We start from the raw sequence: 24,845 nt of genomic DNA, 5'->3' as shown, positions 1-24,845 counted from the left end.
GGCGCTGAGAGAACACTGCGAAACATCTGCGACACGCCTGAGAAACGAGCGGTGAGTTTACCCAGCCCCCACGGCCGACAACCCCCGGGCGGGCAGATTTCTTTCCCCTATCGGGCTGAACTTTTGTTGATTGAAGGTTAGTTGGCCCTTAATGGGGCCTACTCTTCAACAGGTGAACCAGTTGATGTCGCGCGCCTCCGACGAACCCGAAGCCGATCTGCCCGGGGGAGCCCCGCTGCCCGGGTTGCTCCCCGAGCCCCTGGGTGCCGAACTCATCGCCTTCCGCCGGGACTTGCACATGCACCCCGAGCTGGGAAACCAGGAGTTCCGCACCACCGCGGCGATCAAGAAGCGGCTGGAGGCGGCCGGGCTCAAGCCCCGGGTCCTCGACAGCGGGACCGGACTCCTGTGCGATGTCGGCACCCGGAAGAGCGGACGGCCCATGCTGGCGATCAGGGGGGACATCGACGCCCTGCCGATTCCGGACGCCAAGGTCAACGCGCCGTACCGCTCGACCGTCCCCGATCGGGCGCATGCCTGCGGCCACGACATCCACACCACCACCGTGCTCGGCACCGGTCTGGTCCTGGCCGAGCTGGACCGGCAGGGCCTGCTGCCGAACCCGGTCCGGCTGGTCTTCCAGCCCGCCGAGGAGGTGCTGCCCGGCGGCGCCACCGACGCGATCCGGTCCGGCGCGCTCGACGGCGTGGGCAGGATCATCGCGGTGCACTGCGACCCGCGCGTCGACGCCGGCCGGATCGGGCTGCGCGCCGGGGCGATCACCTCGGCCTGCGACCGGCTGGAGATCACCCTGGCCGGCCCCGGCGGCCACACCGCCCGCCCGCATCTGACCACCGACCTCGTCACCGCCGCCGCCCGGGTGGTCACCGACGTGCCCGCGCTGCTCGCCCGCCGGATCGACGCCCGCGCCGGGCTCGCCGTCACCTGGGGCCGCATCGACGCCGGGCACGCCTGCAACGTCATCCCGATGCGCGCGGAGCTGGCCGGAACCGTGCGCTGCCTGGACCTGGACGCCTGGCGTGACGCGCCCGACAAGGTGCACGCCGCGATCGACGAGGTCGCCACTCTGCACGGCGCGAAGTCCGAGATCAACTATGTCCGCGGCGTGCCGCCGGTCGTCAACGACCCGGCGGTGGCCGAACTCCTGCGCGAGGCTCAGACGGCGCGCCGAGGGGCGTTCGCGATCGAGGACACCGAGCAGAGTCTGGGTGGCGAGGACTTTTCCTGGTACCTGGAGCACGTGCCGGGCGCGATGGCCCGCCTCGGCGTGCGCACTCCGGGGTCCAACGCCCGTCTTGACCTGCATAGGGGTGATTTCGACGCCGATGAGGCCGCCATCAGGGTCGGAGTGGAGCTCTTCACTGCCGCTGCGCTGCTGGAAGGACACCGTTCGTAACCGGACACTTCATCCTCTGTTCGCGGCGATTCGATAACGGCTTCCGAACAGGTCTTTACGCGACATCTACGCGCGTTACGATCCGACGCGAAACCAGCGCCGGTAGGGGCGCTCTCGGTTCGTTTTGAAGGGACCTCCTCGTGCGCCGGGTATCCAAGATCGCTGCGGCCGGTATCGCCACCGCCGCACTCGCGCTTTCCGCCACCGCGTGTGGCAGCACCTCTTCCGAGAAGGACAAGGGCACCTCCTCGTCGTCCAGCGCGGGCGGCAAGGGTGTCAAGGTCGGTGTCGCGTACGACGTCGGCGGCCGTGGTGACCACTCGTTCAACGACTCCGCCGCGCGCGGCATCGACAAGGCCAAGGGCGAGTTCGGCGGTGACATCAAGGAGCTGACCGCCAAGACCACGGACACCGAGGCCGACCGCATCCAGCGCCTCACCGACCTGGCCCAGGCGGGCTACAACCCGGTCATCGGCATCGGCTACGCCTACGCCAACTCGATGAAGCAGGTCGCCGCCAAGTACCCGAACACGACCTTCGGCATCGTCGACTCGGTCGTCGAGGGCGCCAAGAACGTCGACAACATCGTCTTCACCGAGGAGCAGGGCTCCTACCTCGCGGGTGTCGCCGCGGCGCTGAAGTCGAAGACCGGCCACGTCGGCTTCATCGGTGGTGTGGACGTCCCGCTGATCAAGAAGTTCGAGGCCGGCTTCGTCCAGGGCGTCAAGGACACCAAGCCCGCCGACAAGGTCGACGTCCAGTACCTGTCGCACGGCTCGGACACCTCCGGCTTCGCCAGCCCCGACAAGGGCAAGGCCGCCGCGCAGGGCATGCTGGACAAGGACGTCGACGTCATCTACACGGCGGCCGGCTCCTCCGGCACCGGCTCCATCGAGGCCGTCGCGGGCAAGAAGGGCGCCTGGGCGATCGGCGTCGACTCGGACCAGTACAACCAGGCCTCGCTGGGCAAGTTCAAGTCCGCGATCCTGACCTCGGTCGTCAAGAACGTCGACATCGGCGTCTACGACCTGGTCAAGTCGGTCAAGGACGGCAAGCCGCTCACCGGCACCAACAGCTACCCGCTGGCCAAGGACGGCGTCTCGCTGGCCACCAGCGGCGGCTTCATCGACGACATCAAGGCCCAGATCGACGCGGCCAAGAAGAAGATCGTCGACGGTGAGATCAAGGTCAAGACGACCCCGTGATCCGCGCCGTGACCCGGCCCCGTCACCGGGGCCGGACCACGTCACGGCACTGAAGCAGTGACGGGCTCGGCGGGGAGGGTGAGCCCCCTCCCCTCCGAGCCCATAACGATGTGTCAACTCTACGCGCGTAGGCGGGAGTTGGCGCGCTAGCGTCACCACGCCCTCTGCCCCCACCCCCCTCCTTCTCGTAGGAGAGTGCGCCATCAACGCGTCCAGCCCTCCCGCCGTCGAACTGCGCGGCATCACCAAACGATTCCCCGGCGTCGTCGCCAACAAGGACATCGACATCACCGTCAAGAAGGGCACCGTCCATGCCCTCTGCGGTGAGAACGGTGCCGGCAAGTCGACCCTGATGAAGATCCTCTACGGCATGCAGAAGCCGGACGAGGGCACCATCACCATCGACGGCGAGCAGGCGGTCTTCCACAGCCCCGCCGACGCCATCGCACGCGGAATCGGCATGGTGCACCAGCACTTCATGCTCGCCGACAACCTCACCGTCCTGGAGAACGTGGTTCTCGGCGGCGAGAAGCTGTACGGCATCGGGGCCAAGGCCCGTAAGAAGATCAAGGAGATCTCCGACGCGTACGGCCTGAACGTGCGCCCCGACGTCCTCGTCGAGGACCTGGGCGTGGCGGACCGCCAGCGCGTCGAGATCCTCAAGGTCCTCTACCGCGGTGCCCGCACCCTGATCCTCGACGAGCCGACGGCCGTCCTGGTCCCGCAGGAGGTCGAGGCGCTCTTCGACAACCTGCGTGAGCTCAAGGCCGAGGGCCTGACCGTCATCTTCATCTCCCACAAGCTGGGCGAGGTGCTGAAGGTCGCCGACGAGATCACCGTCATCCGGCGCGGTACGACGGTGGGCACCGCCGACCCGAGGACCACCACCTCCAAGCAGCTCGCCGAGCTGATGGTGGGCAGCGAGCTCCCGTCCCCGGAGACCCGCGAGTCGACCGTCACCGATGTGCCGATGCTGCGGGTGGCGGGGCTCCAGCTGGCCGCGACCGACCCCGAGGGCGTGGTGCGCGACGTGCTCTCCAACGTCTCGCTCACCATCCACAAGGGCGAGGTCCTGGGCATCGCCGGCGTCGAGGGCAACGGCCAGGCCGAGCTCGTCGAGGCCATCATGGGCATGCGCGACCCCGACGGCGGTGTCATCACCCTCGACGCCGACGACATCTCGCACGCGCCGACCCGCGCGCGCCGCGAGGGCGGCGTGGGCTACATCCCCGAGGACCGCCACCGCCACGGCCTGCTGCTCGAAGCCCCGCTGTGGGAGAACCGGATGCTCGGGCACATCACCGAGCGCCCCAACTCCAAGCGCGGCCTGCTCGACAACAAGGCGGCCCGGCTCGACACCGAGCGGATCGTGCGCGAGTACGACGTGCGCACCCCCGGTATCGACGTCACCGCGGCCTCGCTCTCCGGCGGCAACCAGCAGAAGCTGATCGTCGGCCGCGAGATGAGCCACACCCCCAAGCTGCTGATCGCCGCGCACCCCACCCGGGGCGTGGACGTCGGCGCGCAGGCGCAGATCTGGGACCAGATCCGGGAGGCCCGCCGCGAGGGCCTCGCGGTGCTGCTGATCTCCGCCGACCTGGACGAGCTGATCGGCCTGTCCGACACCCTGCGGGTGATGTACCGCGGCCGCCTGGTCGCCGACGCCGACCCCGCCACGATCACCCCCGAGGAACTCGGCTCCGCGATGACGGGTGCGGCCTCCGGCCACCTGGAACACGTCGAGGGCGAAGAGTCCGGTACGGACCGGGGAGAGGACCGATGAAGAAGCTCACCTCCAGGATCGACAAGGAGCGCCTGCTCCTCGCGATCGCGGCCCCCGTGCTCGCGGTGGTCGCCGCGCTCGCCGTGACGGCCGTGGTCATCCTGATCACCGGCAAGAACCCGCTCACGGCCTTCAGCGACATGCTGTCGTACGGCTCGGCCAGCGACAGCCAGATCTACATCCTGAACAAGGCCACCACGTACTACCTGGCGGGCATCGCGGTGGCCATCGGCTTCCGGATGAACCTGTTCAACATCGGTGTCGACGGCCAGTACCGCATGGCGGCGTTCTTCGCGGCCGTCGTCGGCGGTGCGCTGACCCTGCCGGGCATCGTGGCCATCCCGCTGATGATCATCGTGGCGATGTTCGTCGGCGCGATGTGGGCGGCCGTGGCGGGCATCCTCAAGGTGACCCGCGGCGTCAGCGAGGTCATCTCCACGATCATGCTCAACGCGATCGCCACCGCGATCATCGCGTATCTGATGCAGCCCGACCTCCTCGGCCAGCTCGACTCGGCCGGCACCCTGGTCTCCACCAAGCCGCTGCCGAAGGACTCCTGGTTCTTCAGCATCGACACCGGCGCCGCGGGCACCCTGTGGGGCTTCATCTTCGTCGCCGCCCTGGCGGGTGTCGCCTACTGGTTCGTGCTCGGCCGCACCCGCTTCGGGTTCGACCTGCGGGCCGTCGGCCAGTCCGAGTCCGCGGCCGCCGCCAGCGGTGTCAGCGTCAAGAAGATGATCGCCACCAGCATGGTCATCTCGGGTGCCGTCGCGGGTCTGGTCGGTCTGCCGACGCTGCTCAACGACAGCCACCAGTACGACAACAGCTTCCCCGCGGGCCTCGGCTTCACCGGTATCGCCATCGCGCTGCTCGGCCGCAACCACCCGATCGGCATCGCCCTCGGCGCCCTCCTGTGGGGCTTCCTGGAGCGCACCACCAGCCACCTTGAGTTCATCGGCTTCGACAAGGAGATCCTCGGCGTGATCCAGGGCGTCATCGTCCTGTGCGTCGTCATCGCCTACGAAGTCGTCCGCCGCTACGGCCTGAAGCGCCAGCAGCAGCGCGTCGGCGCCGAGCTCGCGGCCCAGGCCGCCAAGTCCCAGCAGGAGGTGACGGCATGAGCGTCACGATCGACACGACCACGACCCCGCCTCCGGCCGGGGTCAAGAGGGGCAACCTCAAGCGCAAGGCCTCCCTCGCGCAGATCCTGCTGATCGTCGCGGGCGCCCTGCTCCTGGTCTCCGCCGTCCGCGTCATCACCGGCGCCGACCAGCTCACCTCCGGCGGCCAGATCAGCGCCGCACTCGGCCTCGCCGTGCCGATCGGCCTCGCGGGCCTCGCGGGCCTGTGGTCCGAGCGGGCCGGCGTGGTCAACATCGGCCTCGAAGGCATGATGATCCTCGGCACCTTCGGCGCCGGCTGGGTCGGCTGGCAGACCAGCCCCTGGCTCGGCCTGCTCGCCGGCATCGGCTTCGGCGTCCTGGGCGGTCTCGTCCACGCGGTGGCCACCATCACCTTCGGCGTCGACCACATCGTCTCCGGTGTGGCCGTCAACCTGCTCGCGCTCGGCACCACGCAGTACATGGCGAAGCTCTTCTTCAACGAGGGCGACGCCGCGACCAAGGGCGGCAACCCCAAGCAGTCGCCGCCCTCGGACGCCCTGCCCAGCTTCACGGTCCCGGGCCTCTCCTCCGGCCTGGAGTCGATCGAGAAGCACCACTGGTTCCTGATCTCGGACCTGGCGGGCATCCTCGCGGGCCTGGTCACCGACGTGTCCTGGGTGACCGTGCTCGCGGTCGTGCTCTTCGTCGCCACCTGGTGGCTGCTGTGGAAGACCGCGTTCGGCCTGCGGCTGCGCTCCTGCGGCGAGAACCCGGTGGCCGCCGAGTCCCTCGGCGTCAACGTCTACTCGTACAAGTACGCGGCGGTAGCCGTCTCCGGCGGCCTCGCCGGTCTCGGCGGCGCCTTCCTGGCGCTCGTCACCTCGCACATCTACCTGGAGGGCCAGACCGGCGGCCGCGGCTACATCGGCCTCGCCGCGATGATCTTCGGTAACTGGCGGCCGGGCGGACTCGCCATGGGCGCCGGTCTGTTCGGCTTCTCCGACGCACTCCAGCTGCGCAACGGCGGCGAGACCGTCCACGCGCTGCTGCTGCTCCTGGTGGTCCTTCTCGGCCTCCTGGCGGCCTGGAAGGCGTACAAGAAGGCCGTGGTCCAGGCCGCGGTCAGCGCCGTCATCGCCGCGGTCATCCTGGTCTGGTACCTGATGACCGACACCGTCCCCGGCGACTTCGTCGGCGCCACGCCGTACATCGTCACGCTGCTCGTGCTGTCGCTCTCCGCGCAGCGCCTGCGGATGCCCAAGGCCGACGGCATGCGCTACCGCAAGGGCCAGGGCAAGTGACACCGGACGCCAACGGCACCTCCGCCGTCGACTGGGAGGCCCTGCGCGAGGCGGCCCGGGACGCCATGTCCCGGGCGTACGCCCCGTACTCGGGCTACCCGGTCGGCGCGGCGGCGCTCGTCGACGACGGGCGCACGATCACCGGCTGCAACGTCGAGAACGCCTCGTACGGCCTGGCGCTGTGCGCCGAGTGCGGGCTCGTCTCGGCGCTGCGGCTCGGCGGCGGCGGGCGGCTGACGCACTTCGTGTGCGTCGACGGCCACGGCGCCGTGCTCGTGCCCTGCGGCCGCTGCCGGCAGCTGCTGTACGAGTTCGGCGGACCGGAGCTGCTCCTGGAGACCCCGGACGGGATCCTGCCGCTCTCCGCCATGCTTCCGCAGGCCTTCGGCCCGGACCATCTGAAGCAACCGCTCAAGTAACCACCGCGGCCCCTCCGTTGCTGGTCAGCGGGGGAGGGGTCGCACCCGTCAGCCCTCTCTATGCGCGTAGAGTCGCCTGTACCGTACGGACGAACCGCACTTGCCGGAAGGAATGCCATGGACGTCATCTCCGTCATCCGCACCAAGCGAGACCGGGGCGAGCTGAGCCCGGAGCAGATCGACTGGGTCATCGACGCCTACACCCGGGGTGTCGTCGCCGACGAGCAGATGTCGGCCCTCGCCATGGCGATCCTGCTCAACGGCATGAACCGTACGGAGATCGCCCGCTGGACCGCCGCGATGATCGCGTCCGGCGAGCGCATGAACTTCGACGCGCTCTCGCGCCCCACCGCCGACAAGCACTCCACCGGCGGCGTCGGCGACAAGATCACGCTGCCGCTCGCCCCGCTGGTCGCCGCGTGCGGCGCGGCCGTGCCGCAGCTGTCCGGCCGGGGCCTCGGCCACACCGGCGGCACCCTCGACAAGCTGGAGTCCATCCCCGGCTGGCGCGCGCTGCTCTCCAACGAGGAGATGCTGAACGTCCTGGACACCACCGGCGCCGTCATCTGCGCGGCGGGCGACGGTCTGGCCCCCGCCGACAAGAAGCTCTACGCGCTGCGCGACGTCACCGGCACCGTCGAGGCCATCCCGCTGATCGCCTCCTCGATCATGTCGAAGAAGATCGCCGAGGGCACCGGCTCGCTGGTCCTCGACGTCAAGGTCGGCACCGGCGCCTTCATGAAGACCATCGAGGACGCCCGCGAGCTGGCCTCCACCATGGTCGCCCTCGGCACCGACAGCGGAGTGAAGACCGTCGCGCTGCTCACCGACATGTCCACCCCGCTGGGCCTCACCGCGGGTAACGCCCTCGAAGTCCGCGAGTCCGTCGAGGTCCTCGCGGGCGGCGGCCCCCAGGACGTCATCGACCTCACTCTGGCGCTCGCCCGCGAGATGCTGGACGCGGCCGGGATCAAGGACGCCGACCCCGAGAAGGCGCTCGCCGACGGCTCGGCCATGGACGTCTGGCGCCGGATGATCGCGGCCCAGGGCGGCGACCCGGACGCGACCCTGCCGGTCGCCCGCGAGCAGCACGTCGTCACCGCCTCGCGGTCGGGCGTGCTGACCCGCCTCGACGCGTACGACATCGGCGTCGCCGCCTGGCGCCTCGGCGCCGGCCGGGCCCGCAAGGAGGACCCGGTGCAGGCGGGCGCGGGCGTCGAGCTGCACGCCAAGCCGGGCGACACGGTGACGGCGGGTCAGCCGCTGCTCACCCTGCACACGGACACGCCGGAGAAGTTCGAGTACGCCCTCCAGACGCTGGGCGACTCGTACGACATCGCTCCGGCGGGCACCTCGTTCACCGCGAACCCGATCGTCCTCGACCGGATCGCCTGACGCCCCCGCGTCTTCCCGCAGACCCGTACCCGGCCGATGAATTTCGCGGCCGGGGCGGGTCTGTTCCCGTGTGAAGCCCACCGAACCCGCCCTGCTCGTCGTCCCGTCGCCGGTGGCCCTCGCCGACGTGACACCCCTCTGCGAGCGGCTGCGGGTGCTGTACGCGGCCGGGGCGCGCGAGGTGGTGTGCGACGTCGGCGGGCTGGTGAGGGCCGATCTCGCGGCGGTGGAGGCGGTCGCCCGCCTGCGCCTGACCGCTCGCCGGGCGGGCGGCCGGATCACGATACGCAACGCGGGGCCGGGGTTGTGGGCGCTGCTCCACCTCGCCGGGCTGGTCGAGGAGCCGGGCTGAGCCGACACTGGCAGGCCGATGCGGTCCCGGGGCACCGGTAAGGGACGCGGGGCTGTGACATCGTGCGGCTCCGCCGCGATGGGGGTCCCCCCTGTTCGAGCGGAGCCGAGAACTTGGGGGAGCGACCGGCCCCCACCGGCCGGCAGATATCCGACCACCGTTCCAGCCGCGTCCCTACTCCAGCCCCTCCGGCAACCCGAACATCGGGAACCAACGCGCCGTGTCCAGAAACGCGTTGAGCCCCACTATCTTCCCGTCGGCGATCTCCACCACCTGAAGCGCCCACGGCTCGTGCCGCCCGCCGGGGCCACCGGGGCGGTACTGCCCAAAGGCGGGCGTCCCGTTGGCGACGGTCGGCACCAGGCGCGACCCCCGGCACCCGCGCCCCGGGCCCAGGTGCCACGCCACGATGTCCTCGGGGCCGCGCAGCCACAGGTCGTACGGCGGCATGGACAGCGTCGCGTCCTCGTGCAGCAGGGACGTCAGGGCCGACATGTCGTACCCCTCGAACGCCGCCACATAGCGGGCCAGGAGCTTCTGCTGCTCCTCGTCGAGCGGGTCCGCCGCGTCCGAGGCGCGCGGCTCCGACTCCGCCAGCGTCGAACGCGCCCGCTGGAGCGCGCTGTTGACCGATGCCACCGTCGTCCCGAGCAGCTCGGCCACCTCGCTCGCCTTCCACGCGAGCACCTCGCGCAGGATGAGCACTGCCCGCTGTTTGGGGGGCAGGTGCTGGAGGGCCGCGACGAAGGCGAGCCGCACGCTCTCGCGCGCGACCGCCGTCTCGGCCGGGTCGTCCACCGCCGTCGGCACCACCCGCGCGTCCGGCACCGGCTCCAGCCAGGTCACCTCCGGCCGCGAGCGCAGCACGGCCGAGGACGCCGTCTGCGGGGCCGTGAGGTCCATCGGACGGGCCCGCTTGCCGCTCGCGGTCAGCATGTCCAGGCAGACGTTGGTCGCGATCCGGTACAGCCAGGACCGCAGGGAGGAGCGGCCCTCGAACTTCTCGTAGCTCCGCCATGCCCGGACCAGCGTGTCCTGCACGGCGTCCTCCGCCTCGAAGGCCGAGCCGAGCATCCGGTAGCAGTACCCCGTCAGCTCGACCCGGTGCTTCTCCAGGCGGGAGTCCAGGTCCGTCGCCACCGACGGTTCCGTTGACAGATCACCCATCGCGTCCACCCCAGATCGCCCATGTGCTCCAGCTCTTCGGAAGCTACAGGAGCCCACTGACAATCGCGCCTCAGGCGGACGTTTCAGCAGGTCGCGTGCGGTGAGGCGAGGCGCGTCGCGGCGATCCTGCGCTCCGTGCGGGCGGCGTGGCTCCCGTACAGCGTCACCGAGACGACGCCGAGGACGGCCAGCAGGCCGAGCAGCACCGTGGCGGGCCAGCCGCCCGCGTGGAAGGCGATCGCGCCGAGCGTGCCGCCCGCGCTGCTGCCCAGGTAGTACGCGGACTGGTAGAGCGCCGACGCCTGGGCGCGGCCCGTCTTGGCGGTGCGGCTCACCGAGGAGGAGGCGACCGCGTGGCCCGCGAAGAAGCCCGCGGTGATCAGCACCAGGCCCGCCAGGACCGCCGCCAGCGAGTCGAGCAGGCTCAGCAGCAGACCGGCGGTCGTGGTCGAGACGGCCAGGTAGAGCGCGCCCCGGCGGCCGAGCCGGGCGACCAGGTTCCCGGCCGCGGCGGAGGAGACCGTACCCACCAGGTAGACCAGGAAGATCGAGCCGACCACGCCCTGCGGGAGGTTGAAGGGCGCGGCGGTGAGCCGGTAGCCGATCACCGTGTAGACGGCGCCGAACACCGTCATGAAGAGCGCGCCGATCGCGTACAGGCGTACGAGCAGCGGGTCCGCGAGGTGGCCGCGCACGGTCGCCGCCAGGGCGCGCGGGTCGAGGGACGCGGCTTTGAAGTGGCGGGACCTGGGGAGAAGCAGCCGGAACGCCACCGCGCAGCCGGCGGCCAGCAGCCCGACCGCAGCCAGCGCCGCGCGCCAGCCCCACGCCTGGGCCACCCAGCCGGTCAGGATGCGGCCGCTCATGCCGCCGATGGAGTTGCCCGCCACGAACAGGCCGATCGCCGCTACCAGTGCCTTGGGTCGCACCTCCTCCGCGAGATAGGCCATCGCGGAGGCGGGCAGCCCGGCCAGGGCCGCGCCCTGGACCGCCCGCAGCGCCACCAGCCAGCCCACGTTCGGCGCGAACGGCACGAGCAGCCCCACCGCGACCGCGACCACCAGGGAGACCGTCATCGTCCGGGACCGTCCGAACCGCTCGGACACCGCGCTCAGCGGCAGCACGCACAGCGCCAGCGCGCCGGTCGCCGCCGACACGGTCCAGCTCGCCGCGGAGGCCGACACCCCCAAGTCGCCCGAGATCAGCGGGAGCAGGGCCTGGGTGGAGTAGAGGAGGGCGAAGGTCGCGACCCCGGCGGCGAAGAGCGCGAAGCTCATCCGGCGGTAGCCGGGAGCACCCGGGAAGAGCTGGTCGGGGGACGGCGCGGTGGAGGCACCCATGGTGGTGGGTGCCCCGGTACTGGCAGGAGGCATACGTCGACCGTAGGCCCGGCAGATTTATGCGTCCAATGCATCGAGCGCGCATAATCGATGCACGTACGCATAAGCACAGCTCAGGCGGGTGTCTGTCATTGAACAGTAACGAAGAAGACATTGTCACGGTGCTCGCGCCCCGCCTCGCGTACTTCGCCGCGGTCGCCCGCCACGAGCACGTCACGCGCGCGGCGCACGAGCTCGGCGTGCCCCAGCCGACGCTCTCGCGGGCCATGGTCCGCCTCGAAGAGGACCTCGGGGTCGCCCTGTTCGCCCGCAAGGGCCGTACGGTCTCGCTCACCCCGGCCGGGCGCACCTTCCTCGGCTCGGCCGAGCGCGCCCTCGCCGAGGTCGAGCGGGCCGCCGAGTCGGTGCGGGCCGACGCCGACCCGGCGGCGGGCAAGGTCGCCTTCGGCTTCCTGCACACCATGGGCTCCGAGACCGTGCCCGCCCTCATCCGGGCCTTCCGGGTCACCCACCCCCGGGTGCGCTTCACCCTCGTGCAGAACTACGGCGAGGCGATGATCGAGCGGCTGCGCGCGGGGGACCTCGACCTCTGCCTCACCTCCCCGGTGCCCGACGCGCCCGACCTGGTGGCCCGGCGTCTGGACGAGCAGCGGCTGCGGCTCGTCGTCCCCGACGACCACCGTCTCGCGGCCCGCAAGCGGGTCCGGCTCGCGGAGGCCGCCGACGAGACGTTCGTGACCCTGGAGCCCGGCTACGGGCTGCGGCGCATCACGGACGACCTGTGCGCGCAGGCCGGGTTCACGCCCAGGGTCGCCTTCGAGGGCGAGGAGGCGGAGACCCTGCGCGGCCTGGTGGCGGCGGGCCTGGGCGTGGCCCTGCTGCCGCCGCCCGCGGTGGCCCGCCCGGGCGTCGTCGAGCTGACGGTGACGGCGCCGCGCGCGGTGCGCGAGATCGGCGTGGCCTGGCTGGACGGCCACCCGGACACCCCGCCGGTGGCCGCCTTCAAGGCGTTCCTGCTGTCGCGGCGCGGGCAGTTGCTGCCGGTGTGAGCCGTACGGGCGCCGTATATGCCGGTGTGAGCCGTACGGACGCCCTGTATGCCGGTGTGAGCCGTACGCGGGCCCCGCGTCTGCCGGTGTGAGCCGCACCGGCCCCGTACCCCTCACACGTGCAGCGACTTCCCGAACCCCGCCGCCAGCGGCATCCGCAGACCCAGTGGCGGCGGGGCGGCCAGCGCGTCGGCGACGGGACGCGCGTACGCGTGCGTGAAGAGCGACCCCTTCACGAAGTCGGCCGCCAGGGCCAGGACTTCGGCCCGGTGCTGGCGCAGTCCGTGCCCGTCCGAGTGGACCTCGAAGCGGCAGGTGTCGCGGTTGGTCTTCTTCGCGCGCGCGGCGAGCCGGAACGACAACTCCGGGTCGCTGCGGGCGTCGTTGGTGCCGTGCACTATCAGCACCCGCCGCCCCACCAGCTGCTTCACGGGCTCCGGCTCGGCCGCCACGTCCTCCTCCGGCAGCCAGGGGGCCAGCGAGAGCACGCAGTTGACGGCCGAGTGCCCCGCCGCCCGCAGCGCGGCCCGCCCGCCCATCCCGTGCCCGGCCAGACAGACGGGCACGTCCCCGTACCGCCGTACCACCTCCTCGGCGGCCCACTCGGCGTCCGCCGCGAGCCGGGCGTCGTCGCCGTTCCAGCCCCGGCCCCGGTAGCGGACGAGATGGGCCACGAGTCCGTCGTCCCGCCCCGCCCGGGCCAGGCGCCGGGCCAACGGCAGCGCCGAGGCGTACGAGACGGGCGAAGGGCGGCGCGCCGAGACGGGATCGCCGTCCGGCAGCACCAGCACCACACCGCCGACCGAGGAGCCGGCGCCGGTCGCACCGACGGCCCGTCCGAGCCGGGCAGCAGGCAGGGAAGTCGCTTGCTGTGCCATGACAGAACAGTCTCAGAAGCCGAGGTGTACTCCACCCGTCCGCGCGGTCACTGTTACGCATCGGCAACCGAGCGACTCCCGGTGATCTACGCGCGTAGGGGCTAGCATGCGCAGATGACGAGCCAGACCACCGACGTTCCGACCACGGACCAGATCCGCCGCGCCCCGAAGGTGCTGCTCCACGACCACCTCGACGGCGGTCTGCGTCCTGGCACCATCATCGAGATCGCTGAACAGACCGGGTATACCAGTCTGCCCGAAACCGAGGCCGACAAGCTCGGCATCTGGTTCCGGGAAGCCGCCGACTCCGGTTCCCTGGAGCGGTATCTGGAGACCTTCGCGCACACCTGCGCCGTCATGCAGACCCGCGACGCGCTGTTCCGCGTCGCCGCCGAATGCGCCGAGGACCTGGCCGAGGACGGGGTCGTCTACGCCGAGGTCCGGTACGCGCCGGAGCAGCACCTGGAGAACGGGCTGACGCTCCAGGAGGTCGTGGAGGCCGTCAACGACGGCTTCCGCGAGGGCGAGCGGCGCGCCCGCGCCAACGGGCACCGCATCCGCGTCGGGGCGCTCCTGACCGCCATGCGGCACGCCGCCCGCGCCCTGGAGATCGCCGAACTCGCCAACTCCTACCGGGACTCGGGCGTGGTCGGCTTCGACATCGCGGGCGCCGAGGCCGGCTTCCCGCCCACCCGTCACCTGGACGCGTTCGAGTATCTGAAGCGGGAGAACAACCACTTCACCATCCACGCGGGCGAGGCCTTCGGCCTGCCGTCGATCTGGCAGGCGCTCCAGTGGTGCGGCGCCGACCGGCTCGGCCACGGGGTGCGGATCATCGACGACATCGAGGTCGCCGAGGACGGCACCGTGAAGCTGGGGCGGCTCGCCGCGTACGTACGGGACAAGCGGATCCCGCTGGAGATGTGCCCGACGTCCAACCTCCAGACCGGCGCCGCCACTTCGTACGCCGAGCACCCGATCGGGCTGCTGCGCCGGCTTCACTTCCGCGCCACCGTCAACACCGACAACCGCCTGATGAGCGGTACCAGCATGAGCGAGGAATTCGAGCGGCTGACCGAGGCATTCGGCTACACGCTCGACGACGTGCAGTGGTTCACCGTCAATGCGATGAAATCAGCGTTCATTCCTTTCGATGAACGCCTCGCCATGATCAATGACGTCATCAAGCCCGGCTACGCCGAGCTGAAATCCGAATGGCTGTTCAAGCAGACCGCTGCGACCAGCGGGTCTACCCCGTCCATGGGCTGATCGGGTACAACATCGGAACGGCCGGGAGAAGTAAATCCCGGCCGTTTTCCGTGGTTTCACGTGTTTGCGGGGCGAGCGGCGGTCTGACTAGCTTGCAGAGCCGCTCGCATCCCCTTCCCTAGGATGAATTCCAGATGAAGCAGTCTGCCGTCAAGTCGTTCGGTGCCGCCGCTGTCGGTGTCGCCTTCGCCGCCGCTGCCGCCGGTACGGCCTCCGCCGCGCCCGCCATCGCCGGAGTGCCCGAGCTCCCCGCCCCCTCGGGCCTGACCAAGACGCTGCCCGTCGAGGGCGTCGCCAACAAGCTGCCGACGGGTGCCCCGCAGGCGCTGACCGCCGGTCAGAACGCCCTGGGCAAGGGCGCGTCCACCCTGCCGACCAGGGGCGCGGACCCGCTGGCCGGCCTTATCGGCGGCCTGCCCCTGCGCGGAGCGGGGCTCCCTCTCGGCGGCTGATGGCCGAAACGTACCGCCTGGCGGTGCTTTGAGGTGTTGTGGTGGGGCGCACATCCGGTCGTGGGTGTGCGCTCCGCCGCGTCTGTGTCAGGATCGCGGCTCGTACGCTGGTTATTGACAGGTGAGTAGGGTTCCGACGATGCGTGTGAAGGCGACTGGACCTGCCGTGCTGATGACGGCGTCGGCGCTGCTCCTCACCACCGCGTGCGGCTCGTCGGGCGGCGGCTCCGACGGCAAGGCCTCCGCGCCCGCCGCCAAGGGCTCCTCGGCCTCGGCGGCCGCGCGGACCGGCCTCCAGCGGGCGGCCCTCGAACAGGGCGACGTGCCCGGCTACCAGGTCTCCGCCGACACCACCGCCCAGGGCCGGGCCCGCCCGCAGGCCGACCGCAAGCCGTGCCAGCCGCTCGCCGACATCATGGGCGACGAGCCGAACCCGCAGGCACGCGAGACCGTCAACCGGGGCCTGGGCTCCCAGCGCAAGCTCGGCCTCGCGGTCGCGGCGTCGCTCAGTACGTACGCGCGCCCCGAAGCCGAGAAGCTGATCAAGGACCTGCGCGCGGCGGTCGCCGCCTGCCCGGGTTTCAAGGCCGAGCTGGGCGGCACGAGCTCCACGTACGCGCGCGTGAAGGCGCGGCCGTACCGGATCGGCGGGGACGGGTCGGTGAGCTGGTCCGCGTCGTCCACGCAGGTGAACGTGGAGACGCCGGTCCACATCGTCGTGGTGCGCCAGGGCGCCACGATCGTACGGTTCATGACGATCAACCTCGGCGCGCCGGTCCCGGGCAAGGCCCAGGAGCTGGTGGAGGTGCCGAGGGACGTGGCGGACAAGCAGCTGGAGAAGGTACGCCGGGTGCTGGGTTCCTAGCGCGGCCCCCCAGGGGTTCACCAGGCGGTGCTGGGGGTGCTGTGGGTGCTGTGGCCCTTCTCGTTCGGGAAGAGGATCCACAGCGCGATGTAGAGCAGGAACTGGGGACCCGGCAGCAGGCACGAGACTACGAAGATCACGCGCATCGTGGTGGCCGAGGTACCGAAGCGCCGTGCCAGCGCCGCGCACACGCCGCCGATCATCCGTCCGTCGCGGGGGCGGGCAAGGGTGGCCATGAGGTGCTCCTTCGGGTCGGGAGGTCTTGTCTTGCGATACCTCAACCCTGCCGCCCCGAACCGGGCAAAGCGTCGGACTACGGGGCGACCCCGACCCTGGGAATCGTCGGGGTACGACCCTGAGCCGACGGTACGGGGACGTCGTCCCGGTCCTGGCACCGCCGCAGCGCGATCCGCCCGGCGGGCACGACGGCGATGTGGGCGAAGGCCGCGCCCGCGGTGTTCAGGAGCAGCGCGTCCACATCGGCCACCTGCCCCGGCACGGAGGTCTGCAGCAGGGCGATGCCGAGCGAGACGAGTGCGGCGGCGGCGGTCGTACGGAGCAGGGAGCCCACGGGCGAGACGACGAGCCGCCCCCCGACGAGCGGCAGCAGCACGCCGAGCGGGGCGAGCAGCAGCAGCCCCTCCCCGATGCGGTGCGCGGCCTCCAGGGACCCCAGCGCGAGGTCGGCGCGGATACCGGCGAGCGGGGTGAGGTTGGGTGCGGTCACCCACATGACGTCGCGTGGGCGCAGCGTGAGCCACGCGACGAGCGCCATGTGCGCGAGAAGGAGAGCGCAGCCCGTCGCGCGGTACCGGATGGCGGCGCTGCCGCCCACACCATGACGCTGTAGCACGCTCCCCAAGACGCGCGGGGCTGCGCGATCGGTTCCGCGTTCCCGGTGGCTGGGCGCCGAGACCCGCTCGGCCTGCGGCCGGGTGACTGGTTGCGCGTCGGTCTGCGGGTGGGTGGGCTGGTCGCTCCCCCAAGTTCTCGGCTCCGCTCGAACAGCGGGGACCCCCATCGCGGCGGAGCCGCACAATGTCACAGCCCCGCGCCCCTTTTTCGGCCCGGTGTTTGTCTGCGGGTCGGCTGTGGTTGCTCGCGCATTTCCCCGCGTCCCTGAAGGCAGAACAGGGCCCGGCCAAGATTCTGCCCCTCCGGCGTGCGAGGAACGGGGCCCGGCCAAAGCTCAGCCCCTCCGGCGCTTGAGGAGCGGGGCAGGGGCCGAAGGCCCCGCCTCTCAGGGGCGCGGGGAACTGCGCGACCAGCCACGGACGGCCCGCAGACGAACGGGGACCGGGGGCGAAGCCCAGGTACCCACCCACCCCCGTGCCGGGGTCCGGGGGCGGGCCCGAAGCGGGGTGCAGGAGCCGCAGGCCCCGCGACGGGGGTCCGGGGCGGAGCCCCCGGGAAACCCACCTCAACCCACCCCCACCCCCGGAGGGTTCAGGGAAGCCCCGGAGTTCCAGACTGACAGTTCTGGAGTCCTCGGGTCATGGCGGCATCGTCGCAGGTCAAGCGGTTCGGGCAAGGTGTGGTCTCCACAGAGGCCATGAAGAGAGACGCACTAGGATCCGCGCAGGGCGCCCCAAGTTCGGGAAACCTCGGCTCTCCCGGTACTTACATGGAGAGCACTACACCTGTTGGGACGCTGGGTGCAGAGACCCTGCGGGGTGTGCGGTGCGTCCGATTGTCGGTCCGTACGGACGAGACCACCAGCCCCGAGCGGCAGCGTGAAGCCGACGACCAGGCGGCGGTAGCCCTCGGTATTGACTTCGGCACGGGCGGAAAGCTGCGCGAAGCGGTCGACCTGGACGTAAGCGCGTCCAAGGTCGGCCCCTTTGAGCGTCCGCAGCTTGGCGAGTGGCTGAAGCGCCCCGACGACTTTGACGCCCTTGTCTTCTGGCGTTTCGACCGGGCTATCCGGTCCATGCAGGACATGCACGAGCTTGCGAAGTGGGCCCGCGAGCACCGCAAAATGATCGTCTTCGCGGAGGGTCTAGGCGGCGCGGGTCGGCTGGTCTTCGACTTCCGCAACCCCATGGACCCCATGAGCGAACTCATGATGATGATGTTCGCGTTCGCGGCACAGGTCGAAACGCAGTCCACCAGCGACCGCGTGACCGGCGCACAAGCAGCCATGCGCAAGATGCCGCTTCGGTGGCGCGGCGGCGGCAAGACCGCGTACGGCTACCTGCCTGCCCCCATGCCGAAGGAACACGGCGGAGTGGGCTGGACACTCGTCCCGGATCCTGTAGCCGTCAAGGTCATCGAACGGATCATTGCCGCGCTGCTGTCCGGGCTCGCCCCGCTCGCCATCGCGCGCATGCTGAACGCTGACGGTGTGCTGTCCCCGTCCGCCCACTGGGCCGCCTACAGGGCCCGTACGAAGAACGGCGGAGCGGAGCCCGAGGAGAGCGCCACTGCGAAGCGGAAGCCCGCGCAATGGCGTGCTGAGACCATCGTGAGGATGCTGACCAGCCCGGCCCTGCTCGGCTGGAAGGTCTACCAGGGCAAGCCCGTCCGCGACGACCAGGGCACCCCGATCCTTGCCGCCGAAACCCCGATCCTCACCCGCGAGGAGTTCGACCAGGTGGGCGCGCTGCTCGCCCCCAAGCCCGTGGCCGAGCGCCCGCCCGTCCGCAAGGACTCCGGGGCGCTGCTGCTGCGCGTCATCCACTGCGACGGGTGCGGCTCCCGCATGTACCTGAACAAGGGCTACTACGGATGCTCGTCCTACAAGTACGGGTCGGACTGCCCCGCCCCTTCGTGCGTACGCGCTGACTGGGTAGAGCAGTACGTGACCGCCGAGTTCATGCGCCTCGTCGGCCCCGTACAGATCACCCGCATCATCGAGATACCGGGCTACGACCCTCAACCCGAGATCGACGCCACGACAGCCGAGTTCGCCGAGCACCAGAAGCAGCAGGGCCGCCAGAAGTCCAAGGCGGCACAAGCAGCGTGGCAGAAGCACGCGGACGCGCTCGACTCCCGGTTGGCCGAACTGGAGGGGCGGGAGAAGACCAAGCCCCGCCGCGAGGCACTGCCCACCGGACGCAGCTACGCCGACGACTGGAACAGCGGCGACAACGTGGCACGGCGCACCATGCTTGTGGAATCTGGGGCCAAGCTCATCGTCAAGCGCGGCACCAAGGGCGGGTGGCGGAAGCTCGACCTGCGCCGCGTGGAGTTCACCATCAAGGGCCCCCTTGACCCCGCCATCGAGGAGAACGTCACGTTGGCCGATGCTCTCGCGGCAGAGAACAACCCGAAGCACGCACCCACGCCCGGCGCCGACGCACACCGCAATCTGTACCCAGATGCACTGGCGGCTGCCGCGTAACAAGCATCCACGGGAACTACACAGCCTCGGCGATCCCTCGCGGGCCGCCGGGGCTTTCCCATGCCCGCACACGGGCGTAGGGGGCTTCTGTGACTGCTCGCCGGCGGCCCTCTCGGGCTCGGGCAGCTCAACAGCGGGGCGAAGGGTGTTGAGAGTGACAACTTACGACACTTTTTTAGAACACATAGAAAAAATAAGAAAGAAGAGAAACCGGGCCGCCGCTCGACACTTCGCCACCAACAGGGCTCGGCAAGGCTTGCTCTCCACATAGGCCCGGAAGAGAGATCAGCCCGTATGCCAACGGCGCGGGCAAGATCTGCTCTCCACATAGGTCCGGGAGACAGACCAGCTCGCACGCCAACGGCGCGGGCAAGGTCTGCTCTCCACAATGGGTCCGAGAGAAGAACCGGCCGACTCGCTTCACCGCGAACCCCGGCAAGGTCTGCCCTCCACTACTGACCGAGAACGGGACTACCGCGCACCCACCCAACGGGGGACACCCGGCGGACTGAGTGCCCGCTCTCGGTTTCAGCGTTGCCCGTGCACCACGCGCCCCGCGTTACCGGGGTGGTCGCAGGGGTCGTGAGGCAACGCGTGCGGGGACTGCACCGCCCACAAGTAACCGCCCTTGACCCGGGCGCCGAACGGGGTTGTAAGCGCGTGCAGTCCCCACGTTGTTCCGCCGCTCGGCGAGGACGACACCAGCCCGCCTAGCCCAACTGGCAAGAGGCAGGCGGCCTAGGCCCGCGGTGTTCCCGGTTCGAGTCCGGGGGCGGGCACTAGATCAGGTAGAGCCGGTGGCGGTGGTCATCACGTTGCCCTGTAGCGCTGTCCCATTCGTCGACGAGACCGCGGCCATCACGGTCCCACCACAGTTCATTGCCGCACTTCTGGCAGTCGCCAGCAGCGAGCCCCGCACGTTCAGCGGGTTGCAGTTGCAGCGTCCAGTTCGGCTCGTCATCTGCCATAGGCCGAGCCTATCCGTCCTAACCCTAGGGGGCCCTATGAACTGTATCGACTGCACCGAACCCGCCACACACCGCGGACGCTGCAAGAACCACCACACCGTCTACGGGGGTCGGACCAGCGTCCGCACCCGGCAAGCACGGAGCCGACGACGCGCGAAGCGGTTTGACGCTGCGGCTCGGCTCCGCCGGCGAGTGCAGGAACGGGGCTCGGCGTGGTGTGACTGGTGCTTGGGCGACTTCCCCGCGGACGGGGTGGACGTGGACCATGTGCGTCCGCTGTCTCTCGGTGGCGAGGACGTAGACAGCAATGTGCAAGTGCTGTGCCACGGGTGTCACGGGCTCAAGACCGCAACGGAGTTCGGACGCGCGGCTTAGCGCTGTGCCCACCACGTTCCCGCTGCCCCGCCGGCGGTGGTGATCAGGGCGACGAGCCATCCGGGGATGCGTTGCACGGTCAGGTGGAAGCCGCCCCAACGGATCTCTACCTGCGGGAGTTTCGCGTTCTCGGTCACTTGGGTCATGACCCCGGTGTGCCCCCCCGGCACCCACTGTTAAGCGTGACCTAACCCACGGTGACGGAGCACAGGGGGCGCGCAGTCAGAGCGACCGTCCTGCTTACGAGTGATCTGCACGCTTTGCCTCGCCGGAATTGTGGGAGCTACCCGCGCTTCCGAGATCTGTCAAGGTCCGTCATTTCTGCCCCCCGGGTGCCCCGAGCTGACGCGGGCCAGCGGACGCGGATGACAACGTTCATCCGCTGTACCGCCCGTGCCATCGGATGAAGACGCGCGAGGACTTTGGGGCAGTAACCCCATGTTCTGACGGTGTCGACCAGGCGCGTGCACGATCTAGCTAGCACTGATGTCAGTGAGTGGCAGCTCCGAGGGCATCAGCATGTTGATCACTCAACATGTTGATCACGTTAACAAATGCCACGCTGGTATACGCCGCCCTGAAAAGGTCCGGCCGCATATTGATGCCTGCACCGACAAGAAGGCCACCGGGCCGATTGCCGCCGGGGTCCGTGGGGTCTGCTGTTGCGGTGGTGGTTGAGAGTCCGAGGGCCACGACGGTTCCGAGGATGATGGCAGCGATGCGGCGCATGGCGAATCCCTTTCTGTGAAGGGCGATTGGGGGAGACTCGGCGGCTGGTTCGAGTCGCTCCGTGACTGCCCGGCCCAATATCTGCCCATGCGCTCATCACTCCAACGAGGGGCGCAGAAACGATCCCCCACCCCCGGGAGGTGCCCCCATGCCGCGTAGACCCCGCCCCCCTTGCAGTACCCCCGGGTGCCCTGAGCTGACCCGGGCCGGCGGACGCTGTGCCGCTCATGAGCGTGAGGCCAACGCGGACCGTGCCTCACGTGGTGGCGCCGTTTATGACACCCGCTGGCAGCGCATCCGCAGGGCCTACCTCTACCGGAACCCGTGGTGCGTGCTGTGCGGCAGTTCGGCGAACGTGGCGGACCACTTCCCGCAGAGTCGACGTGAGTTGCTCGCACGGGGCGAGGCGAACCCGGATGCGGCTAAGCATCTGCGTCCGCTGTGCGTCGGCTGTCACAACCGGGAGACAGCGCGGCATCAGCCGGGCGGGTTCGCTGCTGAGGCTCGCTCGCGGCGCGAATCGCTGGAGCGTCCGCCCTTCTGACCAGGGGGGTACCCCCGACCCCTCCCACGCCCGAGCGGCAGGGAGGTGACTTTCTCGCATGGCTCATTAGGCCGTTTTGGTGAGTGTTGTCAGCGACAAGTTGCGGCACTTTTTTTGATGATCCACTCAAAAGTAAGGAATAATCTATGTCTCTGACTCTTGCCGAATCCGCGAAGCTTTCCCTTGACCAGCTTCAGCGGGGTGTAATCGAAACATTCATCCAGGAATCTCCCATCCTGGACCGGCTTCCGCTAATCGAGGTTCAGGGTAATGCGTACCGGTACAACGAGGAATCCACCCTTCCCGGGGTTTCCTTCCGGGGGCGTGAACGAGGCTTACCCGGAGAGTACCGGAACGCTGAACCAGAAGATCGAAACGTTGGCCATTCTTGGCGGGGATTCCGATGTAGACAAGTTCATCGCGCAGACCCGCGGCAACATCAACGACCAGCGGGCTATCCAGGAGACGCTAAAGATTAAGGCGGCATCCGTTCATTTCGCGGACCAGTTCTTCAATGGTGATGTGGAGGTGAACCCGAAGGGCTTCGACGGTCTGCGCAAGCGCCTGTTCGGCGGTCAGGTCCTGGACGCGAAGGGCGTGGGGCCGGTCGCCAACGGACATGACTTCTTTGATGCGTTGGACGCGCTCGCCGCCCAGGTACGCGGCATCGACGGTTCGAACGGGGCGCTCTACATGAACGCCGCACTCCGGGCGAAGATCGAGTCCGGGTTCCGGCGGCTCGGCGGTGCCCAACTCCTCTCGGCCGAGATCGCCGGGAAGAACACGGTCACGTGGAAGGGCATCCCGCTGCTTGAGGCCGGGCAGAAGCTGGACGGTACCGACGCGCTCCCGCTGACGGCTGGAACGGGCGGCAAGCAGACCGGTGACATCTACGCCGTACGCTTCGGACGCACCGAGGCTGATGCGGGGGTGAGCGGCCTGACCAACGGCGGCGTGCAGGCCACCGACCTTGGCGAGTCCCATGACAAGCCCGTGTACCGCACTCGCATCGACTTCTACTGCGGCCTTGCCCTCTTCGGCGGGAAGGCTGCTGCACGGTTGACCAACGTTCTCGTCGGCTGACCTGCGCCACAAAGCCCCCGTGCTCGCTGCCCTCCGGGGCGGCGGGTGCGGGGACTTTCGCTGTATCGGGTGCTGTATCAAATCCCGTGCGGGAATGCCCTCTTGCGCAGATCCTGCGGAGGGATGACGCTCTAGCAATCGGCCGCAATCAAATCGACACAGCGAGGGGGCAACCATGAAGCTGCGGTTCCTAGGGATCATCCCCAACACCCCCGTGGATGACTCGCCGACCATCTGGCTGGACGAGGACACGGGGGATCTGTTGATCCAGTCCTACAAGGCCACTGAGGCGGAGGTAAAGGAATGCCAGGAGGTCGGGTCGATACCCGGTCACAGTACGGATGTTCCGGATCACGAGGCGATCGTTCGGCTTCCCGCTGTCATGCGGAAGTACATCCCGCGACCGGAGGACGGCACCGGTGAAGTACCCCGTACGTGAGCTGATCGCCAAGGCCCAGCGGTCCGCTGTGCACTTGGAGATGCGCGACAGCTACACCCCGGATGACCCAGAGTTCGCCCGCTGGCGCGCTGGGCACCGGTACGACAGCGACCCTGCGAAGCTGCCCGACTGGTGGGGAACGTGGCATGACCTGGTTCAGGAGACGACTGCGCGGGGTGTCGTCATGCGGCGGGCGCGGGTCGTCTCGGAACCGGTCACGGAGTACATCCGGTACGAGCACGACATGACGTTCGCCAACGTGGCAGCGGGCGAACTGGTCCGCTGGCTGCCCCGCCGGAAGGCCGCTGACATCCCGCTGCCGGGTACGGACCTATGGATGTTCGACGGTAAGTCGGTGCTGTTCACATACTTCTCGGGGATCGGAGAAGTCGTCGACCGGGAGTTGCGGGCCGATCCTGAAGTCGTTCACCTGGTCTCTTCTGCCTTTGAGTTGGTGTGGCAGCGAGCTACGCCTCACGAGGAGTACAAGCCGGTCTAGCGAGTCATGTCCCCATCATCGTCATCCAGCGTCCAGCGAGCCCGGCAGCTTCTTGCTGACCGGCTACGGGAGTTGGTGAAGGACTCCGGGCTTGAGGGGAAGGATGTAGCCGCTCGCTGCGGGTGGGCTCCTTCCAAAGTCTCTCGGATCTCTACGGGTAGGCAGAAGCCCAGCGAGGACGACATTCGCGCGTGGTGCGCGGCTACCGGCGCTGAGAGGCAGACAGAAGACCTGATTGCCTCCTTGAGGGCCGTTGAAGGCATGTGGGTGGAGTGGCGGCGCATGGAACGCGCGGGGCTGCGACGGGCGCAGGAGGCCGTTCTCCCGCTGTTCGAACGCACCCGCTGGTTCCGGGCCTACTCGTCATGGCTGGTGCCTGGCCTGATTCAGACCCACGGGTATACGGAGTCGGTGTTGCGCGCTGTCCAGCGGAGGCGGGTGCCGGTCGATGACGTCGCCGACGCGGTGGCCGTGCGCATGGAGCGTCAGCGTGTCTTGCGTGAGGGGCAGCGACAGTTCGCGTTCCTGGTCGAGGAGTCCGTGTTGCGCAGCGGGTACGGCGATGCCGACACGCATGTCGAGCAGTTGGAGCGGCTGTGCTCGCTCGCCGACGGCGAACTGCCACAGGTGAGCTTGGGCGTCGTTCCTTCGCGGCTGGGCCGGTCACGGATGCCCGTAGAAGGGTTCTGGATCTACGACAAGGCGCAAGTCAACGTCGAGTTGGTCAGCGGGTACCTGACTCTGACACAGCCAAGCGAGATCGGGGCGTACGCCGACACGTTCGCCACGCTGGCCGACATGGCGGTCTACGGCCAGAAGGCCCGCGTACTGATTGTCAAAGCTCGTGACTCCCTCGCATAATTCGCTCGC

Annotated in this window: 26 protein-coding genes and 1 tRNA gene; 19 read left to right on the top strand and 8 right to left on the bottom strand. The window is 69.4% G+C overall.

The window, feature by feature from the left end; all coding sequences use genetic code 11:
* Nucleotides 1-184 precede the first annotated feature (184 nt).
* The 8 genes from ACZ499_RS16195 to ACZ499_RS16160 all read left to right on the top strand — a co-directional run bounded on the left by ACZ499_RS16195 (nt 185) and on the right by ACZ499_RS16160 (nt 8,975).
* A complete protein-coding gene (locus tag ACZ499_RS16195) occupies nt 185-1,417 on the top strand; it encodes an amidohydrolase (protein ID WP_468675795.1) in 1,233 nt (410 codons plus the stop codon).
* Between the two features lie 140 nt (nt 1,418-1,557).
* Complete coding sequence (locus tag ACZ499_RS16190) at nt 1,558-2,622, top strand: BMP family lipoprotein (RefSeq protein WP_468675557.1); 1,065 nt, start codon at nt 1,558-1,560, stop codon at nt 2,620-2,622.
* A gap of 202 nt (nt 2,623-2,824) precedes the next feature.
* Complete coding sequence (locus tag ACZ499_RS16185; protein ID WP_468675793.1) at nt 2,825-4,405, top strand: ABC transporter ATP-binding protein; 1,581 nt, start codon at nt 2,825-2,827, stop codon at nt 4,403-4,405.
* The gene (locus ACZ499_RS16180) at nt 4,402-5,526 is read left to right on the top strand and encodes an ABC transporter permease (RefSeq protein ID WP_468675555.1); all 1,125 of its coding nucleotides are present in this window, start codon (nt 4,402-4,404) and stop codon (nt 5,524-5,526) included. Before ACZ499_RS16185 ends, ACZ499_RS16180 begins: the two co-directional genes overlap by 4 nt.
* A complete protein-coding gene (locus ACZ499_RS16175; protein WP_468675554.1) occupies nt 5,523-6,809 on the top strand; it encodes an ABC transporter permease in 1,287 nt (428 codons plus the stop codon). Before ACZ499_RS16180 ends, ACZ499_RS16175 begins: the two co-directional genes overlap by 4 nt.
* The gene (locus ACZ499_RS16170; protein WP_468411461.1) at nt 6,806-7,228 is read left to right on the top strand and encodes a cytidine deaminase; all 423 of its coding nucleotides are present in this window, start codon (nt 6,806-6,808) and stop codon (nt 7,226-7,228) included. The genes ACZ499_RS16175 and ACZ499_RS16170 overlap by 4 nt, the downstream gene beginning before the upstream one ends.
* 117 nt (nt 7,229-7,345) lie before the next feature.
* Nucleotides 7,346-8,623 carry a thymidine phosphorylase gene (locus ACZ499_RS16165; RefSeq protein ID WP_385545495.1) on the top strand — a complete coding sequence of 426 codons (1,278 nt, stop codon included), beginning with the start codon at nt 7,346-7,348 and terminating at the stop codon, nt 8,621-8,623.
* Between the two features lie 70 nt (nt 8,624-8,693).
* Nucleotides 8,694-8,975 carry an STAS domain-containing protein gene (locus tag ACZ499_RS16160; protein ID WP_468675551.1) on the top strand — a complete coding sequence of 94 codons (282 nt, stop codon included), beginning with the start codon at nt 8,694-8,696 and terminating at the stop codon, nt 8,973-8,975.
* 174 nt (nt 8,976-9,149) lie between these two features.
* Here the strand turns inward: ACZ499_RS16160 and ACZ499_RS16155 are convergent, their stop codons facing one another.
* Together ACZ499_RS16155 and ACZ499_RS16150 are read right to left on the bottom strand one after the other, a co-directional pair.
* Nucleotides 9,150-10,142 (bottom strand): sigma-70 family RNA polymerase sigma factor, encoded by a 993-nt coding sequence (locus ACZ499_RS16155; protein WP_468675549.1) that lies wholly within the window; start codon nt 10,140-10,142, stop codon nt 9,150-9,152.
* Nucleotides 10,143-10,225: 83 nt separating this feature from the next.
* Nucleotides 10,226-11,515 (bottom strand): MFS transporter, encoded by a 1,290-nt coding sequence (locus tag ACZ499_RS16150; RefSeq protein WP_468675547.1) that lies wholly within the window; start codon nt 11,513-11,515, stop codon nt 10,226-10,228.
* A 35-nt stretch (nt 11,516-11,550) separates the two neighbouring features.
* Here ACZ499_RS16150 and ACZ499_RS16145 point away from each other — a divergent pair, with 35 nt between their 5' ends.
* Nucleotides 11,551-12,531 (top strand): LysR family transcriptional regulator, encoded by a 981-nt coding sequence (locus tag ACZ499_RS16145; RefSeq protein WP_385545484.1) that lies wholly within the window; start codon nt 11,551-11,553, stop codon nt 12,529-12,531.
* Between the two features lie 113 nt (nt 12,532-12,644).
* Here ACZ499_RS16145 and ACZ499_RS16140 read toward each other — a convergent pair whose 3' ends face one another.
* Entirely contained in the window at nt 12,645-13,409 is a 765-nt protein-coding gene (locus ACZ499_RS16140; protein WP_468675545.1) for a prolyl oligopeptidase family serine peptidase, read from the bottom strand.
* A 114-nt stretch (nt 13,410-13,523) separates the two neighbouring features.
* On the opposite strand from ACZ499_RS16140, the gene ACZ499_RS16135 reads away from it, so the two are divergent.
* From ACZ499_RS16135 to ACZ499_RS16125, 3 genes are all read left to right on the top strand, one after another.
* Nucleotides 13,524-14,678: an adenosine deaminase gene (locus tag ACZ499_RS16135; protein ID WP_468411474.1), complete on the top strand. Its 1,155-nt coding sequence runs from the start codon at nt 13,524-13,526 to the stop codon at nt 14,676-14,678.
* A 134-nt stretch (nt 14,679-14,812) separates the two neighbouring features.
* The gene (locus ACZ499_RS16130; protein WP_468675544.1) at nt 14,813-15,130 is read left to right on the top strand and encodes an ATP-binding protein; all 318 of its coding nucleotides are present in this window, start codon (nt 14,813-14,815) and stop codon (nt 15,128-15,130) included.
* Between the two features lie 139 nt (nt 15,131-15,269).
* Entirely contained in the window at nt 15,270-15,995 is a 726-nt protein-coding gene (locus tag ACZ499_RS16125; protein ID WP_385545473.1) for a hypothetical protein, read from the top strand.
* A 17-nt stretch (nt 15,996-16,012) separates the two neighbouring features.
* Here ACZ499_RS16125 and ACZ499_RS16120 read toward each other — a convergent pair whose 3' ends face one another.
* Both ACZ499_RS16120 and ACZ499_RS16115 read right to left on the bottom strand, forming a co-directional pair.
* Entirely contained in the window at nt 16,013-16,231 is a 219-nt protein-coding gene (locus tag ACZ499_RS16120; RefSeq protein ID WP_468411480.1) for a PspC domain-containing protein, read from the bottom strand.
* Nucleotides 16,232-16,308: 77 nt separating this feature from the next.
* Nucleotides 16,309-16,830 carry a VanZ family protein gene (locus tag ACZ499_RS16115; RefSeq protein WP_468675542.1) on the bottom strand — a complete coding sequence of 174 codons (522 nt, stop codon included), beginning with the start codon at nt 16,828-16,830 and terminating at the stop codon, nt 16,309-16,311.
* Between the two features lie 789 nt (nt 16,831-17,619).
* Here ACZ499_RS16115 and ACZ499_RS16110 point away from each other — a divergent pair.
* Together ACZ499_RS16110 and ACZ499_RS16105 are read left to right on the top strand one after the other, a co-directional pair.
* Complete coding sequence (locus ACZ499_RS16110) at nt 17,620-19,338, top strand: recombinase family protein (RefSeq protein ID WP_468675540.1); 1,719 nt, start codon at nt 17,620-17,622, stop codon at nt 19,336-19,338.
* A gap of 704 nt (nt 19,339-20,042) precedes the next feature.
* A tRNA-Leu gene (locus tag ACZ499_RS16105) sits at nt 20,043-20,117 on the top strand.
* On the opposite strand, the gene ACZ499_RS16100 is transcribed toward ACZ499_RS16105, so the two are convergent.
* Nucleotides 20,118-20,306, bottom strand: coding sequence for a hypothetical protein (locus ACZ499_RS16100; RefSeq protein ID WP_468675538.1), 189 nt, complete (start codon nt 20,304-20,306; stop codon nt 20,118-20,120).
* Nucleotides 20,307-20,342: 36 nt separating this feature from the next.
* Here ACZ499_RS16100 and ACZ499_RS16095 point away from each other — a divergent pair, with 36 nt between their 5' ends.
* On the top strand, nt 20,343-20,681 hold the full coding sequence (locus tag ACZ499_RS16095) for an HNH endonuclease (protein ID WP_468675536.1): 339 nt from the start codon (nt 20,343-20,345) through the stop codon (nt 20,679-20,681).
* On the opposite strand, the gene ACZ499_RS16090 is transcribed toward ACZ499_RS16095, so the two are convergent.
* Complete coding sequence (locus ACZ499_RS16090; RefSeq protein WP_468675534.1) at nt 20,678-20,827, bottom strand: hypothetical protein; 150 nt, start codon at nt 20,825-20,827, stop codon at nt 20,678-20,680. The two genes, ACZ499_RS16095 and ACZ499_RS16090, sit on opposite strands and share 4 nt — an antisense overlap.
* Nucleotides 20,828-21,170: 343 nt before the next feature.
* A complete protein-coding gene (locus ACZ499_RS16085) occupies nt 21,171-21,410 on the bottom strand; it encodes a prolyl oligopeptidase family serine peptidase (protein ID WP_468675532.1) in 240 nt (79 codons plus the stop codon).
* Between the two features lie 868 nt (nt 21,411-22,278).
* Between ACZ499_RS16085 and ACZ499_RS16080 the strand changes: the two genes are divergently transcribed.
* The 4 genes from ACZ499_RS16080 to ACZ499_RS16065 all read left to right on the top strand — a co-directional run bounded on the left by ACZ499_RS16080 (nt 22,279) and on the right by ACZ499_RS16065 (nt 24,836).
* Complete coding sequence (locus tag ACZ499_RS16080; RefSeq protein ID WP_468675530.1) at nt 22,279-23,037, top strand: major capsid protein; 759 nt, start codon at nt 22,279-22,281, stop codon at nt 23,035-23,037.
* 175 nt (nt 23,038-23,212) lie between these two features.
* On the top strand, nt 23,213-23,476 hold the full coding sequence (locus ACZ499_RS16075; protein ID WP_468675527.1) for a hypothetical protein: 264 nt from the start codon (nt 23,213-23,215) through the stop codon (nt 23,474-23,476).
* Nucleotides 23,457-23,975, top strand: a complete 519-nt coding sequence (locus ACZ499_RS16070) for a DUF6879 family protein (RefSeq protein ID WP_468675525.1) — start codon at nt 23,457-23,459, stop codon at nt 23,973-23,975. The genes ACZ499_RS16075 and ACZ499_RS16070 overlap by 20 nt, the downstream gene beginning before the upstream one ends.
* Nucleotides 23,976-23,981: 6 nt before the next feature.
* Entirely contained in the window at nt 23,982-24,836 is an 855-nt protein-coding gene (locus tag ACZ499_RS16065; RefSeq protein WP_468675523.1) for a helix-turn-helix domain-containing protein, read from the top strand.
* Nucleotides 24,837-24,845 lie beyond the last annotated feature (9 nt).

The sequence above is a fragment of the Streptomyces sp. NPDC031265 genome, from assembly GCF_055570295.1.
This window is presented reverse-complemented; position numbering and strand designations above follow the sequence as displayed.

Coding starts and splice junctions, on each gene's coding strand:
- ACZ499_RS16175 (WP_468675554.1), top strand. CDS start 5,523: ATGAGCGTCACGATCGACACGACCACGACCCCGCCTCCGGCCGGGGTC.
- ACZ499_RS16145 (WP_385545484.1), top strand. CDS start 11,551: ATGCATCGAGCGCGCATAATCGATGCACGTACGCATAAGCACAGCTCA.
- ACZ499_RS16165 (WP_385545495.1), top strand. CDS start 7,346: ATGGACGTCATCTCCGTCATCCGCACCAAGCGAGACCGGGGCGAGCTG.
- ACZ499_RS16065 (WP_468675523.1), top strand. CDS start 23,982: ATGTCCCCATCATCGTCATCCAGCGTCCAGCGAGCCCGGCAGCTTCTT.
- ACZ499_RS16125 (WP_385545473.1), top strand. CDS start 15,270: ATGCGTGTGAAGGCGACTGGACCTGCCGTGCTGATGACGGCGTCGGCG.
- ACZ499_RS16100 (WP_468675538.1), bottom strand. CDS start 20,306: ATGGCAGATGACGAGCCGAACTGGACGCTGCAACTGCAACCCGCTGAA.
- ACZ499_RS16090 (WP_468675534.1), bottom strand. CDS start 20,827: ATGACCCAAGTGACCGAGAACGCGAAACTCCCGCAGGTAGAGATCCGT.
- ACZ499_RS16130 (WP_468675544.1), top strand. CDS start 14,813: ATGAAGCAGTCTGCCGTCAAGTCGTTCGGTGCCGCCGCTGTCGGTGTC.
- ACZ499_RS16085 (WP_468675532.1), bottom strand. CDS start 21,410: ATGCGCCGCATCGCTGCCATCATCCTCGGAACCGTCGTGGCCCTCGGA.
- ACZ499_RS16135 (WP_468411474.1), top strand. CDS start 13,524: ATGACGAGCCAGACCACCGACGTTCCGACCACGGACCAGATCCGCCGC.
- ACZ499_RS16150 (WP_468675547.1), bottom strand. CDS start 11,515: ATGCCTCCTGCCAGTACCGGGGCACCCACCACCATGGGTGCCTCCACC.
- ACZ499_RS16075 (WP_468675527.1), top strand. CDS start 23,213: ATGAAGCTGCGGTTCCTAGGGATCATCCCCAACACCCCCGTGGATGAC.
- ACZ499_RS16110 (WP_468675540.1), top strand. CDS start 17,620: ATGGAGAGCACTACACCTGTTGGGACGCTGGGTGCAGAGACCCTGCGG.
- ACZ499_RS16140 (WP_468675545.1), bottom strand. CDS start 13,409: ATGGCACAGCAAGCGACTTCCCTGCCTGCTGCCCGGCTCGGACGGGCC.
- ACZ499_RS16120 (WP_468411480.1), bottom strand. CDS start 16,231: ATGGCCACCCTTGCCCGCCCCCGCGACGGACGGATGATCGGCGGCGTG.
- ACZ499_RS16095 (WP_468675536.1), top strand. CDS start 20,343: ATGAACTGTATCGACTGCACCGAACCCGCCACACACCGCGGACGCTGC.
- ACZ499_RS16155 (WP_468675549.1), bottom strand. CDS start 10,142: ATGGGTGATCTGTCAACGGAACCGTCGGTGGCGACGGACCTGGACTCC.
- ACZ499_RS16180 (WP_468675555.1), top strand. CDS start 4,402: ATGAAGAAGCTCACCTCCAGGATCGACAAGGAGCGCCTGCTCCTCGCG.
- ACZ499_RS16195 (WP_468675795.1), top strand. CDS start 185: ATGTCGCGCGCCTCCGACGAACCCGAAGCCGATCTGCCCGGGGGAGCC.